14 protein-coding genes and 1 pseudogene are annotated in these 16,569 nt (G+C 59.3%); 1 reads left to right on the top strand and 14 read right to left on the bottom strand.

From position 1 onward, the window contains the following. Positions 1 to 131: 131 nt before the first annotated feature. The 11 genes from ACYZTU_RS03925 to ACYZTU_RS03875 all read right to left on the bottom strand — a co-directional run bounded on the left by ACYZTU_RS03925 (position 132) and on the right by ACYZTU_RS03875 (position 13,049). Positions 132 to 1,424 (bottom strand): adenylosuccinate synthase, encoded by a 1,293-nt coding sequence (locus tag ACYZTU_RS03925; protein WP_149630033.1) that lies wholly within the window; start codon positions 1,422 to 1,424, stop codon positions 132 to 134. Positions 1,425 to 1,478: 54 nt separating this feature from the next. Further along, the gene (locus ACYZTU_RS03920; RefSeq protein ID WP_007939588.1) at positions 1,479 to 2,666 is read right to left on the bottom strand and encodes an ATP phosphoribosyltransferase regulatory subunit; all 1,188 of its coding nucleotides are present in this window, start codon (positions 2,664 to 2,666) and stop codon (positions 1,479 to 1,481) included. A 318-nt stretch (positions 2,667 to 2,984) separates the two neighbouring features. Beyond that, positions 2,985 to 3,854 (bottom strand): protease modulator HflC, encoded by an 870-nt coding sequence (gene hflC, locus ACYZTU_RS03915; protein ID WP_309675164.1) that lies wholly within the window; start codon positions 3,852 to 3,854, stop codon positions 2,985 to 2,987. Continuing rightward, a complete protein-coding gene (gene hflK, locus ACYZTU_RS03910; RefSeq protein WP_461968163.1) occupies positions 3,854 to 5,026 on the bottom strand; it encodes an FtsH protease activity modulator HflK in 1,173 nt (390 codons plus the stop codon). The genes hflC and hflK overlap by 1 nt, the downstream gene beginning before the upstream one ends. 96 nt (positions 5,027 to 5,122) lie before the next feature. Then, complete coding sequence (hflX, locus tag ACYZTU_RS03905; RefSeq protein WP_282376694.1) at positions 5,123 to 6,424, bottom strand: ribosome rescue GTPase HflX; 1,302 nt, start codon at positions 6,422 to 6,424, stop codon at positions 5,123 to 5,125. Between the two features lie 12 nt (positions 6,425 to 6,436). Then, positions 6,437 to 6,697 (bottom strand): RNA chaperone Hfq, encoded by a 261-nt coding sequence (gene hfq, locus ACYZTU_RS03900; RefSeq protein WP_007902656.1) that lies wholly within the window; start codon positions 6,695 to 6,697, stop codon positions 6,437 to 6,439. Positions 6,698 to 6,791: 94 nt separating this feature from the next. After that, positions 6,792 to 7,763: a tRNA (adenosine(37)-N6)-dimethylallyltransferase MiaA gene (gene miaA / locus ACYZTU_RS03895; protein WP_461970958.1), complete on the bottom strand. Its 972-nt coding sequence runs from the start codon at positions 7,761 to 7,763 to the stop codon at positions 6,792 to 6,794. Next, the gene (mutL, locus tag ACYZTU_RS03890) at positions 7,763 to 9,667 is read right to left on the bottom strand and encodes a DNA mismatch repair endonuclease MutL (protein ID WP_461968161.1); all 1,905 of its coding nucleotides are present in this window, start codon (positions 9,665 to 9,667) and stop codon (positions 7,763 to 7,765) included. Before mutL ends, miaA begins: the two co-directional genes overlap by 1 nt. Further along, positions 9,664 to 11,091: an N-acetylmuramoyl-L-alanine amidase gene (locus ACYZTU_RS03885; RefSeq protein ID WP_461968159.1), complete on the bottom strand. Its 1,428-nt coding sequence runs from the start codon at positions 11,089 to 11,091 to the stop codon at positions 9,664 to 9,666. Before ACYZTU_RS03885 ends, mutL begins: the two co-directional genes overlap by 4 nt. Continuing rightward, positions 11,092 to 11,562 carry a tRNA (adenosine(37)-N6)-threonylcarbamoyltransferase complex ATPase subunit type 1 TsaE gene (gene tsaE, locus ACYZTU_RS03880; protein ID WP_461968157.1) on the bottom strand — a complete coding sequence of 157 codons (471 nt, stop codon included), beginning with the start codon at positions 11,560 to 11,562 and terminating at the stop codon, positions 11,092 to 11,094. It abuts the gene before it with no gap. Then, positions 11,550 to 13,049 carry an NAD(P)H-hydrate dehydratase gene (locus tag ACYZTU_RS03875; RefSeq protein WP_461968155.1) on the bottom strand — a complete coding sequence of 500 codons (1,500 nt, stop codon included), beginning with the start codon at positions 13,047 to 13,049 and terminating at the stop codon, positions 11,550 to 11,552. The genes tsaE and ACYZTU_RS03875 overlap by 13 nt, the downstream gene beginning before the upstream one ends. A 63-nt stretch (positions 13,050 to 13,112) precedes the next feature. Between ACYZTU_RS03875 and queG the strand changes: the two genes are divergently transcribed. Further along, positions 13,113 to 14,201 carry a tRNA epoxyqueuosine(34) reductase QueG gene (queG, locus tag ACYZTU_RS03870; protein WP_461968153.1) on the top strand — a complete coding sequence of 363 codons (1,089 nt, stop codon included), beginning with the start codon at positions 13,113 to 13,115 and terminating at the stop codon, positions 14,199 to 14,201. Here queG and ACYZTU_RS03865 read toward each other — a convergent pair. From ACYZTU_RS03865 to orn, 3 genes and pseudogenes are all read right to left on the bottom strand, one after another. Further along, positions 14,114 to 15,097, bottom strand: a pseudogene (locus tag ACYZTU_RS03865) (Fic family protein); the annotation flags it as partial. The gene queG and the pseudogene ACYZTU_RS03865 sit on opposite strands and share 88 nt — an antisense overlap. A 143-nt stretch (positions 15,098 to 15,240) precedes the next feature. Next, positions 15,241 to 15,852, bottom strand: a complete 612-nt coding sequence (locus tag ACYZTU_RS03860; protein ID WP_461968151.1) for a trimeric intracellular cation channel family protein — start codon at positions 15,850 to 15,852, stop codon at positions 15,241 to 15,243. Positions 15,853 to 15,944: 92 nt separating this feature from the next. Then, a complete protein-coding gene (orn, locus tag ACYZTU_RS03855; RefSeq protein ID WP_449646173.1) occupies positions 15,945 to 16,487 on the bottom strand; it encodes an oligoribonuclease in 543 nt (180 codons plus the stop codon). Positions 16,488 to 16,569: the final 82 nt, after the last annotated feature.

Genomic DNA, 16,569 nt, shown 5'->3' with positions numbered 1-16,569 from the left:
CCTCTGCTTTGACGCCATTAAATTGATGGCTCATCAAGAAGCGATAATCACAGCAAGGGTCGTGCCGTCCGAAAGACCTAAACGACAAAGGCCCCAATCAAGGGGCCTTTGTGTTTTACATCAACGACTTATTAAGCGAACGGGTGACGCAGAACGATGGTTTCGTTGCGGTCCGGGCCCGTCGAAATAATGTCAATCGGTGCACCGACCAACTCTTCGACGCGTTTGATGTAGTTGCGAGCAGCTTGCGGCAGCTCTTCCAGCGTCTTGGCACCGACGGTGGATTCGGTCCAGCCTGGCATCTCTTCGTACACCGGCTCCAGGCCGATGTAGCTGTCGGCATCAGTCGGTGCGTCGATCACTGCACCATCCTGGTTCTTGTAGCCAACACAGATGTTGATGGTTTCCAGACCGTCCAGCACGTCCAGCTTGGTCAGGCACAGGCCCGAGATGCTGTTGACGTCGATAGCGCGACGCAAGATGACGGCATCGAACCAGCCGCAACGACGGGCACGGCCAGTGGTAGCGCCGAACTCGTGGCCACGCTTGGCCAGGAAAGCACCCACGTCATCGAACAGCTCAGTCGGGAATGGACCCGAACCCACGCGAGTGGTGTAGGCCTTGGTGATACCGAGGATGTAATCCAGGTACATCGGACCAAAACCCGAACCGGTGGCGATGCCGCCTGCAGTGGTGTTGGAACTGGTGACGTACGGGTAGGTACCGTGGTCAATGTCCAGCAGGGAGCCTTGGGCGCCTTCGAACATGATGTCTTTGCCAGCACGACGCAGCTCGTGCAGCTCAGCGGTGACGTCGAGCATCATCGGCTTGAGCAGCTCGGCGTATTCCATGCACTCGTCGAGCGTCTTCTGGAAGTCGATTGCGGGTTCTTTGTAGTAATTGACCAGTACGAAGTTGTGGTAATCCAGCAACTCGCCCAGCTTGGCGGCGAAGCGCTCACGGTGGAACAGGTCACCGATGCGCAGACCGCGACGTGCAACCTTGTCTTCGTAAGCCGGGCCGATGCCGCGACCGGTCGTACCGATCTTCAGCTCGCCACGGGCCTTTTCACGAGCCTGGTCCAGCGCTACGTGATAGGACAGGATCAGCGGGCAGGAAGGGCTGATACGCAGGCGCTCACGCACCGGTACGCCTTTCTCTTCCAGCTTGATGATTTCCCGCAGCAGAGCGTCGGGTGCAACCACCACGCCGTTGCCGATCAGGCACTGCACGCCTGCGCGCAGCACGCCCGACGGGATCAGGTGCAAGACGGTTTTTTCGCCGTCGATCACCAGGGTGTGACCAGCGTTGTGACCACCTTGGTAGCGCACTACGGCGGCAGCATGTTCGGTCAGCAGATCAACGATCTTGCCTTTGCCCTCATCACCCCATTGGGTGCCCAGGACTACGACATTCTTACCCATAACACTTGTCCTCATTCGCGCAAACTTGGTGCCGGCCGCGGCCGGCAGGAAAACTCAAGAAGCCAGTGGCGATACTTGCCAAAGCCCGTTCTGCTGAATCAATTGCCGGTCGCAGTCCGCTTCACGGGCGGCGGCCAAAGGTTGCCCAGGCAATGCCTGAACGACACGCTGACCCTCACTGCGCAACTGGCAAACCTGCTGCCAGAGTGCCGCATCCGTACTGTCCGGCATCCAGATACCGCCAGACGGTAACTCGATCTCAGCACGCCCCAGGGTCACCAGGGTTTTCAAATCGGTAGAGAAGCCGGTTGCCGGACGAGCGCGACCGAAGTCGGCGCCGATGTCGTCGTAACGACCGCCCTGAGCAATGGACTGGCCAACACCTGGCACGAACACCGCGAACACCACACCGGTGTGGTAGTGGTAGCCGCGCAACTCGCCCAGGTCGAAATACAGCGGTAACTCTGGGAAACGCGTGGACAGACGCTCGGCAATCGCCAGCAGGTCGTCCAGAGCTGCCAGAACTGGCGCCGGCGCATTCGCCAGACGCTCGCGGGCAGCGCTCAATACTTCACGGCCGCCACACAGGTCGACCAACGCCCGCAACATGCCCGACAGATCGGCAGGCAAGCCTTCGGTCAAAGTAATGACCTCGTCGATGGCTTTACGTTGCAACGCATCGAACAACTGTTGTTCAACTTCACCAGACAAACCGGCGGCACGAGCCAGGCCGCGGTAGATGCCGACATGACCGAGGTCCATGTGCACATCCGGTACATCGGCCAGTTGCAGCATAGCCAGCATCAGGCTGATCACCTCCACGTCGCTGCTCGGGCTGGCATCGCCGTACAACTCGGCGCCCAACTGGATCGGGCTGCGCGAGGACGACAAGGCGCGCGGCTGAGCGTGCAGCACGCTACCGGCATAGCACAGGCGACTCGGACCTTCGCGACGCAAGGTATGCGCATCGATGCGCGCCACTTGCGGCGTGATGTCGGCACGGAAACCCATCTGCCGGCCCGACTGCGGGTCGATGACCTTGAAGGTACGCAGATCGAGGTCCTGGCCAGCGCCGGTCAGCAGGGACTCCAGGTACTCGATATGGGGAGTCACGACAAACTCGTAACCCCAGCTCTGGAACAGATCCAACACCTGACGGCGCGCTACTTCGATACGCGCCGCCTCTGGTGGCAGTACTTCTTCGATGCCATCTGGCAGCAGCCAGCGGTCTACCGTTGCCATTACGCCATTCCCCTATGATCCGGGCGGCAAGCCTTTGGGCGAGCCTTGAGTGAAGCAGAAAATGATCGGCTCATGCGCACAAACCACGCGCATGAACAACGGGGCGAAAAGCCTGAAATCGGCTTCGCCAACCACTTTCCTCGAAAAACCTGTCGAGTCATTCAACTCGATGTCTTGCAATAAAAACCGCAATCAAACGTGCAGACGCAAAAAAGCCGGGAATTTCCCGGCTGCCGCATCATACACACGTTTTCCCAAAGGATCACCCCGCCCGAGGTTTTAGCCGCCAGGCGGGGGATGATTCAGGTCAACGTCGTATCAAGGCTTGGCTTTTTCCAGGTAACGGAAGAAGTCGCTGCTTGGGTCCAGGACCATGACGTCGGATTTGTTCGCGAAGCTTTCACGGTAGGCACGCAGGCTACGATAGAAACCGTAGAACTCCTGATCCTGGCCGTAGGCCTTGGAGTAGATCGCAGCAGCCTGGGCATCACCGTCACCGCGAACCTCTTCGGATTCACGATAGGCTTCAGCCAGCAACACACGGCGTTGACGATCGGCATCGGCACGAATGCCTTCTGACAGCTCGTTACCCTTGGCGCGATGCTCGCGAGCTTCACGCTCACGCTCGGAACTCATGCGCTCGAACACGCTGCGGTTCACTTCTTTCGGCAGATCGATGGCCTTGACCCGAACATCGACAACTTCAATGCCCAGCTCTTTCTCCGCCATCTTGTTCAGCGATGCGGTGATATCGGTCATCAGCGCATCGCGCTCACCGGAAACCACTTCGTGCAGCGTGCGCTTACCGAACTGGTCACGCAGGCCCGATTCCAGACGACGGGAAAGACGCTCGTCAGCAATCTGCTTGAGGCCGGACGTCGCGGTGTAGAAGCGCTCGGCATCTTTCACGCGCCACTTGGCGTAGGCATCGACCATCACGGCTTTCTTTTCCAGCGTCAGGAAGCGTTGCGTCGGTGCATCCAGCGTCATCAGGCGTGCGTCGAATTTGCGCACCTGGTTAACGTAAGGCACTTTCACATGCAGGCCCGGCTGAACATCGGCCTGAACCACACGACCAAATTGCAGCAGCACCGCACGCTCGGTCTGAGCCACGATGTAGAAGCAGTTCCAGGCTGCGATCGCCACGACGACGACGACAATAAGGGTGATCAGCGATTTATTGCTCATCAGCGACTCTCCCTGGTACGTGCTGGCTGTTGCTGCGGATCGGCTGCCGCACGCGCGCTCGCTTCATTGCTGGTGGCTGCCGCGCCGGTCACAGAAGTGCCGGTGCTACGGCCACTCTCGACCATTTTGTCCAGCGGCAAGTAGAGCAGATTGCTCTGGCCATTCTTGTTGCCGGTTACGAGAACCTTGCTGGTATTGCTGAAGACTTCCTGCATGGTGTCCAGGTACAGACGCTCGCGGGTGACTTCGGGTGCCTTGCGGTATTCGGCGACCAGCTTGGTGAAGCGATCGGCCTCACCCTTGGCGCGCGAGACGGTTTCGTCACGGTAACCATTGGCATCTTCGATGATGCGCTGGGCCTGACCACGAGCTTCCGGCACGACGCCGTTGGCATAGGTTTCAGCCTGGTTGCGCGAACGCTGCTCGTCTTCACGGGCGCGGATCACGTCATCGAAGGCTTCCTGCACTTCACGCGGTGCCGCTGCGCTCTGTACGTTGACCTGAGTGACGGTGATACCGGTGCGATAGGTATCCATGAAGCGTTGCAGACGCTCCTTGATTTCGCTGGCCATCAATTCACGACCTTCGGTCAGGACCTGATCCATCGCGGTGGAACCCACCACATGGCGCAAGGCACTTTCGGTCGCGTGCTGCAGGCTGATTTCCGGCTGGTCGACGCTCAGCACGAAGTCCTGCAGATTGCTGATCTTGTACTGCACGGTCAGCGGCACTTCGACGATGTTCTCGTCTTCAGTCAGCATTTGACCCTGCTTGGTATAGGCACGCTCACGCGTGACGTTTTCCAGGTACTTGCGATCAAGCGGCGGGAAATAGATGTTCAGGCCCGGGCCGACGGTTTCGTAGTACTTGCCGAAGCGCAGCACCACGGCTTGCTCCTGCTCGTCGACAACATAGACCGCGCTGTAGAGCCATACGGCCGCCAACACGACCAGGCCGATGCCGAGCAGACCGCCGAAGCCGCCACTCCTGCCCGAACCACCGCCGTCATCGCCGCGTTTTTTACCACCACCGAACAACCCATTCAGGCTTTCCTGCAGCTTTCGGAAGGCCTCGTCGAGATCCGGTGGTCCCTTGCGGTCGCCGTTATTGCGGCGCTTGCCACCCCAAGGATCCTGATTATTCGAGTTGCCACCCGGCTCATTCCAAGCCATAGCGCTCTCCATCTGATAAAGCAAAGACGCACCCACGGCGCGCCGACCAATGCTACAGAATGCCTGTCACCGCGGCACAACCGCTTTCTCAGGCTTTTATTGCAAAGTGTGTTGCTCGATGAAATCCATCGGCTGCAATCCTTCGCGGCTCACCAGTCGATTCAACTCGATCCGTGGCAAACGAACGGCCAGCAGGCAGATGCCTTCTTCGTCGTGTTCTTCTTTCTGTACCGCACCGAGTTCGAAAAACTGCGCACGCAGTCGAGCAAAACGTTGCGGCAAACGCAAGGTGCCAACAAACAAATCATCCCCGAGCAGCTCGGCCACCGCCTGCTTGAGCAGATCCAGACCTGTACCGTCCTTGGCCGACAACCAGACCCGCAGCGGCTTGCCATCGGCATCGCGCTGGATCTGCGGCTCTACACCCTCGAGCAAATCGAGTTTGTTGTATACCTCAAGGATCGGCAAGTCTTGAGCCCCGATCTCCCCGAGCACCACCATGACCTGTTCAATCTGGGCCATACGCTCCGGTTCATGGGCGTCGATCACGTGCAACAGCAGGTCAGAGTTGCTCGACTCCTCGAGCGTAGCCCGAAATGCCTCGACCAGTTTGTGCGGCAGGTGGCGAATGAAACCCACGGTGTCGGCCAGCACGATCGGCCCGAGGTCATCGAGCTCGAGTCGGCGCAGGGTCGGGTCGAGGGTGGCGAAGAGTTGGTCAGCCGCGAAGACGTCGGAGTCGGTCACCGAGTTGAACAGCGTCGATTTGCCGGCGTTGGTGTAACCCACCAGCGAAACCGTCGGAATGTCAGCCCGTTTGCGCCCGCGACGAGACTGCTCGCGCTGGCTGCGAACCTTTTCCAGACGCCCCTTGATCTGCCGCAGGCGAACCCGCAACAGGCGCCGGTCGGTTTCCAGCTGGGTTTCACCCGGACCGCGAAGACCGATACCGCCCTTCTGCCGCTCAAGGTGAGTCCAGCCACGAACCAGCCGCGTACTCATGTGCTCAAGCTGGGCCAGTTCGACCTGGAGCTTGCCTTCATGGGTGCGGGCGCGTTGGGCGAAGATATCGAGAATCAGACCCGTGCGGTCGATCACGCGACACTCGAAAACACGTTCGAGGTTACGTTCCTGACTGGGCGTGAGGATGTGATTGAAAATCACCAGATCTACCTGCTCGGCTTTGACCAGGTCACGTAACTCTTCGACCTTGCCGCTGCCAATCAGGTATTTGGCGGTTGGCCGATGACGCGGCACGTTGAGAAACGCGACGGTCTCGGCACCAGCCGAAATTGCCAACTCCTGAAACTCCTGCGGATCTTCGCGCGCCTCAGGGTCCTGACCATCCAAATGAACGAGAATTGCCCGCTCACCACCACCGTGGCGCTCAAAGAACAAAGGAGGCTCCTATCAGGCGTTACCTGGCTCAGCGTCACCTGCTTCGGATTCGGTTGCGCTAGGCAGACGAATTGGACGAACCGGCACCACTGTAGAGATAGCGTGTTTGTAAACCATCTGGCTGACGGTGTTTTTCAGCAGGATAACGAACTGGTCGAAAGACTCGATCGTACCTTGCAGTTTGATCCCGTTGACCAGGTAGATGGAAACCCCCACTTTCTCTTTACGTAAAGTATTCAAGTAAGGGTCTTGTAGCGAATGCCCTTTTGACATGTGCCGCACTCCTTTAAGGATTCAATATAAAAAATAGGTAAACAGATGGCTTGTGGCCGTCAGACCCCCAAGGATAGACGGCAATTGCAAGGACTCAGCTCAATATGGAGATGGTCCCCAGGTATTTCAAGGCGCGCGGCAGATTGTCGCAATCCAGGCTGTCCAACCAGTGTAAATCAGCCCAACTGCGCAGCCAGGTGAACTGACGCTTCGCCAATTGGCGCGTGGCAATGATTCCACGCTCCTGCATCTCGGCTTGCGTCAGCTTGCCATCCAGGTAGTCCCAGACTTGTCGATAGCCTACTGCACGTATAGACGGCAACCCGGCATGCAGGTCACTTCGCTTACGCAGGGCTACGACCTCGTCAATGAATCCCTGTTCCAACATATTCGTGAATCTTTGTTTAATTCGCTCGTGCAATACCTGGCGATTTGCCGGAGCAATGGCCAAGTTCGCGACAGTATAGGGCAATTGTTGCAGTCCCGAAGCGGCTGCTTCAGTACTTTGCGCAGATTGTTGCAAGCGCAGCGCAGTCATGCTCTGACCGCTGACACGATAAACTTCCAGTGCTCGACTGAGTCGCTGCGGATCGTTCGGATGAATACGCGCGGCAGATTCCGGATCGATGACCGCCAATTGATCGTGCAGGGCTTGCCAGCCAAGGCGTGCAGCTTCTTCTTCAATTTGCGCGCGAACGTCCGGATCGGCCGCCGGCATGTCTGCCAGACCTTCGACCAAAGCCTTGTAATAGAGCATTGTGCCGCCCACCAGCAGCGGAATTTTTCCCCGCGCGGTGATCTCAGCCATGGCTTCAAGGGCGTCACGACGGAAATCTGCAGCCGAATAACTCTCTGCCGGGTCAAGAATATCGATCAAGCGGTGGGGAAATTCAGCCAAAAGCGCTTTGGAAGGCTTGGCGGTGCCGATGTCCATACCGCGGTAGACCAGCGCCGAATCGACACTGATCAGCTCGCAAGGCAAGACTTTGGTGAGTTCGATCGCCAGGTCGGTCTTGCCGGCGGCGGTCGGCCCCATCAGGAAAATCGCAGGAGGGAGCTGGCTCATCAACGACCGCGCAAGAATAGTTTGTCCAGATCGTCGAGGCCCAGTTGGGTCCAGGTCGGTCGGCCATGGTTGCATTGACCGCTGCGCTCGGTGTTTTCCATGTCGCGCAGCAGGCCGTTCATTTCCGGCAGGGCCAGACGCCGATTCGCACGAATCGCGCCGTGGCAGGCCATGGTGCCAAGCAGTTCGTTCAGGTGGGCCTGAATCCGGTCGCTGGTGCCGTATTCCATCAGATCCGCCAAGACGTCGCTGACCAATCGATTGGCTTCAGCCTGCTTGAGCAGTGCAGGGATCTGCCGGATCGCCAGGGATTCCGGGCCCAGACGTTGCAACTCAAAGCCCAGGCGCTGGAACCACGCGACGTGTTCTTCGGCGCAATCGGCCTCACGCTGACTGACCGCCAGGGATTCCGGCACCAGCAGCGGCTGGCCGCTCAAGCCTTCGCTGGCCATGGCGATTTTCAGGCGTTCATACATGATCCGCTCGTGGGCGGCGTGCATGTCCACCAGCACCAGGCCTTGGGCGTTTTCCGAAAGAATGTAGATGCCTTTGAGCTGCGCCAGTGCATAACCCAGCGGCGGAATATCGTCCTGCCCGGCCGGAAGTGCGACAGCATTCGCTTCTGGCAACGGCGCAAAGAACTCACGGTAGGCCGCCTGAGCTTCAGCCGCAGGTACACCCGATTGAGGCCGCGGCGAGTACTGATATCCAGCACCCGCGCCCGAGCCTGCCGGCGTATTGAACGACGGCTGGGCCTGAGGCTGTTCCAGCAACGCATTGGCCGCCAGACGCATTTCACCCTGCGGACCGAACTCGCCCGCATCAATGCCGGTGGGTCTAACGATGGCCGTCGCCACCGGCGCGGCCAAATGATCTTCCGGCCGCACATCGCCCAAGGCGCGGTGCAGGGTGCCATAGAGGAAATCATGAACCATGCGCCCGTCACGGAAGCGCACTTCGTGCTTGGTCGGGTGCACGTTGACGTCGACGCCCGCCGGGTCGACCTCGAAAAACAGCACGAACGTCGGGTGCCGACCGTTGAACAGTACGTCGCGATAGGCTTGGCGCACCGCGTGGGCCACCAGTTTGTCGCGTACCGCACGGCCGTTCACAAAGAAATACTGCAAGTCCGCCTGGCTGCGGTTGAACGTCGGCAAGCCGACCCAACCCCATAAATGCAGACCATTACGCTCGATCTCGATCGGCAGCGCCTGCTCGAGGAAACCCGAACCGCAAATCGCCGCCACACGCCGGGCACGGGCTGCGTCGTCATGGGCTTCGTGCAGGCTGAGGATGGTTTTGCCGTTGTGACGCAAATGGAACGCCACGTCGAAACGTGCCAGGGCCAGACGCTTGATCACTTCTTGCAGGTGATCGAATTCGGTTTTTTCGGTCTTGAGGAATTTGCGCCGCGCCGGGGTATTGAAGAACAGGTCGCGCACTTCCACCGAAGTGCCCACCGGATGGGCTGCCGGCTGCACGCGAGGCGCCATGTCCCGGCCTTCGGTTTCTACCTGCCAGGCCTGATCGGCCTCTTTCGTGCGAGAGGTGAGGGTCAGACGGGCCACGGAACTGATCGAGGCGAGTGCCTCACCGCGAAACCCCAGGCTCATGACCTGCTCAAGGTCTTCCAGGTTGCGGATCTTGCTGGTGGCGTGACGCGCCAAAGCCAGCGGCAAGTCATCGGCGGAAATGCCGCTGCCATCGTCGCGAACCCGCAGCAACTTGACGCCGCCCTGCTCCACATCGACATCGATGCGCTTGGCGCCGGAGTCTAGGCTGTTTTCCAGCAGCTCCTTGATCACCGAGGCCGGGCGCTCAACCACCTCACCGGCGGCAATCTGGTTCGCCAGTCGCGGGCTGAGCAGCTCGATGCGAGCCGTATTGGTCAGCACCTGGTTCATTCTTTGGAGGCCAGTTCGGTGCCGGGAATGGTCAGGGTCTGACCGATCTTCAGCTCGTCACTTTTCAGGTTGTTGGCGCTGCGCAGCGTGGCTGGCGACACCTGGTAACGCACGGCAATCATCGCCAGTGTTTCACCTGGGTTTACCCGATGGTCACGTGGACCTTGAACAATTTTGCCGGAATCACGCAGCCAGGCGATGTAGGTGCCCGGTGGCGGGTTCTGCTGGAAGAACTGGCGCACGCCGCTACTGATCGAACGCGCCAGCGCTTGCTGGTGGTTCGCTGCGGCAAGCTTGGAAGCCTCGTTGGCGTTGGAGATAAATCCGGTTTCCACCAGGATCGATGGAATATCCGGCGACTTCAGCACCATGAACCCGGCCTGTTCTACGCGCTGTTTGTGCAGCGGCGTGACGCGACCGATGTTGCTAAGAACCTTTTGGCCAACGTTAAGGCTGGACGTGAGGGATGCCGTCATCGACAGATCGAGCAGCACGCCCGCCAGCATGCGGTCCTTGTCGTCGAGGCTGACGTTGCCGGCACCGCCGATCAAGTCAGAACGGTTTTCACTGTCGGCCAGCCAACGGGCCGTTTCCGAGGTAGCACCGCGATCAGACAGGGCGAACACCGAGGCTCCGAAAGCAGCGGCCGAAGGCGCGGCGTCGGCGTGAATCGAAACGAACAGGTCGGCGCCCTTCTTGCGGGCGATTTCAGTACGGCCGCGCAATGGAATGAAGTAGTCGCCGGTGCGGGTGAGCTCAGCGCGGAAGCCTTTTATGCCGTTGACCTGACGCTGCAGTTCGCGGGCGATGGCCAGCACCACGTCTTTTTCACGCTGACCGCGAGAGCCCGAGGCACCGGGGTCTTCGCCGCCGTGGCCGGCATCGATGACCACAATAATGTCGCGCTTGCCGGCCGGTGCGGGCGGCAGCTTCACCGCAGGTTCCACCGGAGTGACCGGCACCGGGGCGACTGTCGCGACGTTGGTAGGCGCGGGAATTGGCGCGGCGTCGGCGGCGTTATCGAACAAGTCGACCACCAGGCGATTGCCGTACTGGGCGTTTGGCGCCAGGGTAAAACTTTTCGGCGTGACGGCTTTTTTAAGGTCGATGACCACCCGCAGGTCGGTCGGCGTACGCTGAGCAGACCGCATGGCGGTGATCGGAGTGTTCGAGGAGTTGACGTTCAGCGGCGCCCCAAGAGACGCGCCATTGATGTCGATGACCAGCCGATCCGGGGCGGTCAGGGTGAAGACGCTGTGCTGGACAGGCCCTGTCAGGTCGAACACCAATCGTGTGTTGTCCGGAGCCCGCCACAGGCGAACACTGTTGACCTTCGTCTCGGCCACAGCATCGACGGTCACCGCCAAAAACAACAATCCTACGGCAGCTACCATCGCGCGAAAGCGCATACCTGACCCCATCATTTAATTGGATTCCAATGCCAAAGCGGCACACCACGACTCGCCACGCGAGCCCTGGGACGAAATTTTCAGCGAACGCCCGCTGTCTTGCGGGCTAATGGTAATGGTCAGGTCGGGCTTTGGCAAAAAGCCTGCACCCTGTCGGGGCCATTCGATCAGGCACAAGGCGTCATCTTCGAAGTAGTCGCGGATACCGAGGTATTCCAGTTCTTCAGGGTCGACCAAGCGATAGAGGTCAAAATGGAAGGCCCGGATGTCGCCAATCTCGTAGGGTTCGACCAGCGTGAACGTCGGACTTTTCACCGCGCCGACATGCCCCAGACCCCGGATGATGCCCCGCGACAGCGTGGTTTTCCCCGCCCCCAGATCCCCTTCCAGAAAAATCAGGCCGTGCCCTTGAGTGGTTTTTGCGATGCGTTCGCCGAATGCGGTCATCGCCTCTTCATCAGCCAGGTACAGGGTTACTTCAGACACGGTGCTTGCTCCTCCAACAACTGACGAATGGCTGGAATCAGATCACTGGCCGCCAGCCCACGGCCCGTTTTACCTTCTTGCTCGCCGGCATTGGCGTGCAGCCAGACGGCCAGGCAGGCGGCGTCGAACGCCTCCATGCCTTGAGCCAGCAATGCGCCAACCAGACCGGCCAGCACATCACCCAAACCGGCGGTGGCCATGGCCGGATGCCCCTGATGACACAACGCCAGACGCCCATCGGGGCTGGCGATCAGGCTGCCGGCGCCTTTCAAAATCACTACAGCTGTGTATTTTTTGCTCAACGCGTGAGCGGCTGCAGGACGGTCAGCCTGCACCTCGGCAGTCGTTATTCCCAGCAGCCGCGCCGCCTCGCCAGGATGCGGTGTGATCACGCAGTCCTTGGGCAAGCTCACACGTTCTTCAGCCAGCATATTTAACGCATCGGCGTCCCAGACTTGCGCAAGCGGCGCATTGGCAGCCGCCGACAAAAGGCTGCGCCCCCAGGAAGCCTGACCTAAGCCTGGGCCGACAACCAGCACGGAAACTTTTTGAAGCAGTCCCATCAGCTGATTGGCCGACGAAGTGCCCAGCACCATGGCTTCGGGAATTCTCGCCAGAGCGGCCGGAACATGTTCGCTGCGAGTTGCGACGGACACCATCCCGGCACCGCTACGCAGCGCACTTTGCGCGCTCAGCAGGATGGCGCCGCCAAAACCGCGATCACCGCCGATTAGCAGGACGTGGCCGAATTTACCTTTGTGGGAGGTGGGAAGGCGAGCCTCCAGACGCGGCACGTTACCGGTCGTCAGGCGCCGGGCAGTGGCGGCGACCCCGTTAAAAGACTCGGGGGAGGCTTGCAGATCATTGAAGACCCGTTCGCCAACCAGATCCGCAGCGTCTCCCGTGAAAAGACCCAACTTCAAACCAATGAAGGTTACGGTCAGATCAGCTCGAACGGCAGCGCCGAGCATTCGGCCGGTATCAGCACACAACCCCGAAGGGATATCCACTGCCGCAACCGGCAGCCCACTGGCATTGATCGCCGCGATCACGCTGGCGTAAGGCTCTCGCACCTCTCCCGTCAGTCCGGTGCCGAGCAAGGCATCCAGCACGATACCGCGCAACTCCGAATGTGCACTCCAGGCTTGAACCGCGACCCCCTCGGACACGGCCTCGGCATGGGCCAATGCCGCGTCGCCTTGTAAACGCTGGGGATCACCTGCCGCCAATACCCGCACATGCCAGCCAGCACGTCGCGCCAGCACTGCCACCCAATAACCGTCGCCGGCGTTATTGCCGTGGCCGGCCACAACACTCAACTCGTTCGCCGTCGGCCAATGACGGACCAGTGCGCGCCAGGTCGCCCGCGCCGCGCGCTGCATCAATTCGAAGCCCGATGTACCGGCCGCGATCAGGCTCGCATCGAGGGCTCGGACTTGCGCGGCGCTGTACAGCGCGTCGGGTAAATCATCTTTAGTCTGCGGCATGCGTCTTCGGGCTCCGATGTCTGGCAGAATTATACGCACCTCAGCTCCGGTTTCTCTCGCCTCATGCCCGCTATTACCACAGACCTGCCCGCCCTCGCCCAATCCATCAAGGACTGGGGCCGCGAGCTGGGCTTTCAGCAAGTCGGCATCAGCGGTCTCGACCTGGCCGAGCATGAGCAGCACCTGGAACGCTGGCTCGCGGCCGGCTACCACGGCGAGATGGAGTACATGGGCGCCCACGGCAGCAAACGCTCACACCCGGAAGAACTGGTGCCCGGCACGCTTAGGGTAGTTTCCCTACGCATGGACTACCTGCCGGGCGACACCAAAATGGCCAAACGCCTGGCACAACCTGCAAAAGCCTACGTCTCGCGCTATGCCTTGGGCCGCGATTACCACAAATTGATCCGCAAACGCGTGCAACAACTGGCGGAAAAAATTCAGGCAGTCATCGGCCCGTTTGGCTATCGCGCCTTTGTCGACAGCGCGCCGGTGCTGGAAAAAGCCATCGCTGAAAAGGCTGGCCTTGGCTGGATCGGCAAAAATACACTGGTCCTGAATCGCAAGGCTGGCAGTTACTTCTTCCTCAGCGAACTGTTCGTCGACTTGCCGCTGCCCATCGACCCGCCTCACGCCACCGAACATTGCGGCCGCTGCACCGCGTGCCTCGATATTTGCCCGACTAACGCCTTCGTCGGCCCGTATGTGCTGGATGCCCGACGTTGTATTTCCTACCTGACCATCGAACTGAAAAGCGCGATCCCGGAAGATTTGCGGCCACTGATCGGCAATCGGGTGTTCGGTTGCGATGACTGCCAGATCGTCTGCCCCTGGAACCGCTTCGCCCGTCCGTCCGGCGAAAGCGACTTCAAGCCACGGCACAACCTGGACAACGCGGAGCTGGCCGAACTGTTCATGTGGGACGAGGACAAGTTCCTCAACAGCACCGAAGGTTCGCCGTTACGCCGAGCAGGTTACGAGCGCTGGCTGCGAAACCTGGCGGTAGGCCTGGGGAACGCGCCGTCGAGCATTCCAGTGCTGGAAGCGTTGAAGGCGCGGCGGGACTATCCGTCGGAGTTGGTGCGGGAGCATGTCGAGTGGGCGTTGAAGCAACATGAGCAGCGCGCTGACGACCATGGAGCTCGCCCATAGCGATGCAAGTTTATCCACTTGGCACTGCGCCCCTTCCCAGTCGACTCAATTAGCCCTTCAGCTTTCAATGAACGCAAAACCATACGCACGGTGTCTCGACTCACGCCAGGGCAAGCCTCTTCAAGCTCAGTAATCGAAAACGGTAGGGTGCGCTTCAACGCTTCAATTCGAACTCGATCGCTTTTTCCTCCATGGCGCTTATCGATCTTACCAACACGCTCCTCAAACTCTTTGTAAGCGCGAAGTAGCGCGCCCCAGAAATAGTTGAGCCATGGCTGAACATCGTGCCGACCCTCATGCCAACCTTGAGAGCTGACCTCAAGTGTTTCGTAGTAGCTTTCCTTTGAGTCCTCGAAAATCCGCTCAAGGCTAATAAAACGGCCTACGCGATAATCAAACTGATAAAGCAACAACAAGGTAAGCAGTCGTGCTACGCGCCCGTTGCCATCTGAGAAAGGGTGTATGCAGAGAAAGTCGAGAATACTCAGCGGGACCAACACCAGCGGGTCTGCCAGATTCTGATCCAATGCTTTGCGGTACTGCATGACCATATCGACCATTGCAATGGGTGTCAGATGTGCAGCGACCGGTTGAAAGCGGATACGCGAACTGCCGTCCGGATGAGGCTCGATGATGTCATTGTTCGTTGCTTTCCACTCCCCGCCATCCTGCGGTAGATAGCGATAAAGCATGCCATGCAATTGCCGAATGACGCCCTCGGAGAATGGCATCCCCTCTGCCGCCTCATGAATAAGAGAAAGCGCATCGCGGTAACCCGCAACTTCTTGCTCGGAGCGACTTTTCGGGTCAGCATTTTTGATAATCAGCGACTTCAACCGACTTGGTGAAACAACCACCCCCTCCAATCGGTTCGATGACTCTGTGGACTCGATGACTAATTCAAAAACTAAATAGGGTAATTCAATAACGAATTGCCCTATTTATGGACTTTTACCCTATTTTCACTGAGCAACCTAAGCGACTTCCTCGACAGGATATTTCGAAACACACGTTTGTCAGACCCTGCACACCGCTGAAATCAGACTTCGTCGTTATAAACAAACTTCGGCATTTCCCAATGGAAACGGATTGCCAGCAATCGCAGCAGGAAACCGCCAAACAGCGTGATCAAAATTGCCTGTTCACCGGGTAATTGCAGGTAAAGGCAGAGCATGTAGCACCACGCCGCCGCGAATGAGACGCTGGCGTAGAGTTCGCGGCGGAAGATCAGCGGGATGTCGTTGCAGAAGATATCGCGCAGGATGCCGCCAAAAACCCCGGTGATCACGCCGCTGACCGAAGCCACCAACATGCCGTGGCCCATTTCGAGGGCGGTCATGCAGCCGATCAGGGTGAATGCCACCAGACCTACGGCGTCGAGTACCAGAAATAGCGAGCGCAGATGCCGCATCCAGCGCGCAGCGAACACTGTGAACATCGCCGCCACCGAGGTCAGCACCAAGTATTCCGGGTGTTTGACCCACGTCAGCGGGTAGTGACCGAGCAGCACGTCACGCACCGAACCACCGCCCAACGCTGTGATGCACGCAATCAGCACCACGCCAAACCAATCCATCCCGCGACGTCCGGCAGACAAGGCACCGGTCATGGCTTCGGCGGTGATGGCGATCAGGTAAAGCATCAGCAACATGGTGGCGGTCCTTGCAGGAAGGCGCGCAGTCTAGCCATTTAGGGGCGGCACCAAAAGAGGGCATTGCACAATCCGTGCAGCCCTCAATCCCATCAGAACTTGATGAAATGCTTGCGGTAGTGCTGCAGCTCGGCGATCGATTCGCGGATGTCGTCCAGGGCCAGGTGCGTGCTGCCCTTTTTGAAGCTGTCGCGCACATCGGGCGCCCAGCGTGCGGCCAACTCTTTCAGCGTCGAGACGTCGAGGTTGCGGTAGTGGAAGAAGCCTTCCAGGGATTTCATGTGGGTATAAAGGAAGCGACGGTCCTGGCAGATGCTGTTGCCACAGATCGGCGACTTGCCCTTCGGCACCCATTTTTCCAGGAAAGCGATGGTTTCGGCTTCGGCTTCAGCCATGCTGATACGGCTGTCGCGCACCCGTTGGGTCAGCCCGGAGCCGCCGTGTTGACGGGTGTTCCACTCGTCCATGCCGGCGAGGATTTCGTCGCTGTGGTGGATAGCGATCACCGGACCTTCGGCCAAGGTGTTCAGGTCACTGTCGGTGACGATGGTGGCCATCTCGATGATGACGTCGGTATCAGGGTTCAGACCGGTCATTTCCAGGTCGATCCAGATCAGATTCTGCGGGTTTTGCATGAGTCGGCTCCTAGGCAATGCTGCGCAGTTTAGCCTAGGCCGGTGGCCGGGCGTGCTAAACTCGCGGCCGTTTTACCTAATC

Source organism: Pseudomonas sp. HLT2-19-2, assembly GCF_054898005.1.
The sequence above is the reverse complement of the archived record's forward strand: the minus strand, read 5'-3'. Positions and strand labels throughout refer to the sequence as shown.

Coding starts and splice junctions, on each gene's coding strand:
- ACYZTU_RS03875 (WP_461968155.1), bottom strand. CDS start 13,049: ATGCCGCAGACTAAAGATGATTTACCCGACGCGCTGTACAGCGCCGCG.
- queG (WP_461968153.1), top strand. CDS start 13,113: ATGCCCGCTATTACCACAGACCTGCCCGCCCTCGCCCAATCCATCAAG.
- orn (WP_449646173.1), bottom strand. CDS start 16,487: ATGCAAAACCCGCAGAATCTGATCTGGATCGACCTGGAAATGACCGGT.
- ACYZTU_RS03860 (WP_461968151.1), bottom strand. CDS start 15,852: ATGTTGCTGATGCTTTACCTGATCGCCATCACCGCCGAAGCCATGACC.
- ACYZTU_RS03920 (WP_007939588.1), bottom strand. CDS start 2,666: ATGGCAACGGTAGACCGCTGGCTGCTGCCAGATGGCATCGAAGAAGTA.
- ACYZTU_RS03925 (WP_149630033.1), bottom strand. CDS start 1,424: ATGGGTAAGAATGTCGTAGTCCTGGGCACCCAATGGGGTGATGAGGGC.
- hfq (WP_007902656.1), bottom strand. CDS start 6,697: ATGTCAAAAGGGCATTCGCTACAAGACCCTTACTTGAATACTTTACGT.
- ACYZTU_RS03885 (WP_461968159.1), bottom strand. CDS start 11,091: ATGATGGGGTCAGGTATGCGCTTTCGCGCGATGGTAGCTGCCGTAGGA.
- miaA (WP_461970958.1), bottom strand. CDS start 7,763: ATGAGCCAGCTCCCTCCTGCGATTTTCCTGATGGGGCCGACCGCCGCC.
- hflK (WP_461968163.1), bottom strand. CDS start 5,026: ATGGCTTGGAATGAGCCGGGTGGCAACTCGAATAATCAGGATCCTTGG.
- mutL (WP_461968161.1), bottom strand. CDS start 9,667: ATGAACCAGGTGCTGACCAATACGGCTCGCATCGAGCTGCTCAGCCCG.
- hflC (WP_309675164.1), bottom strand. CDS start 3,854: ATGAGCAATAAATCGCTGATCACCCTTATTGTCGTCGTCGTCGTGGCG.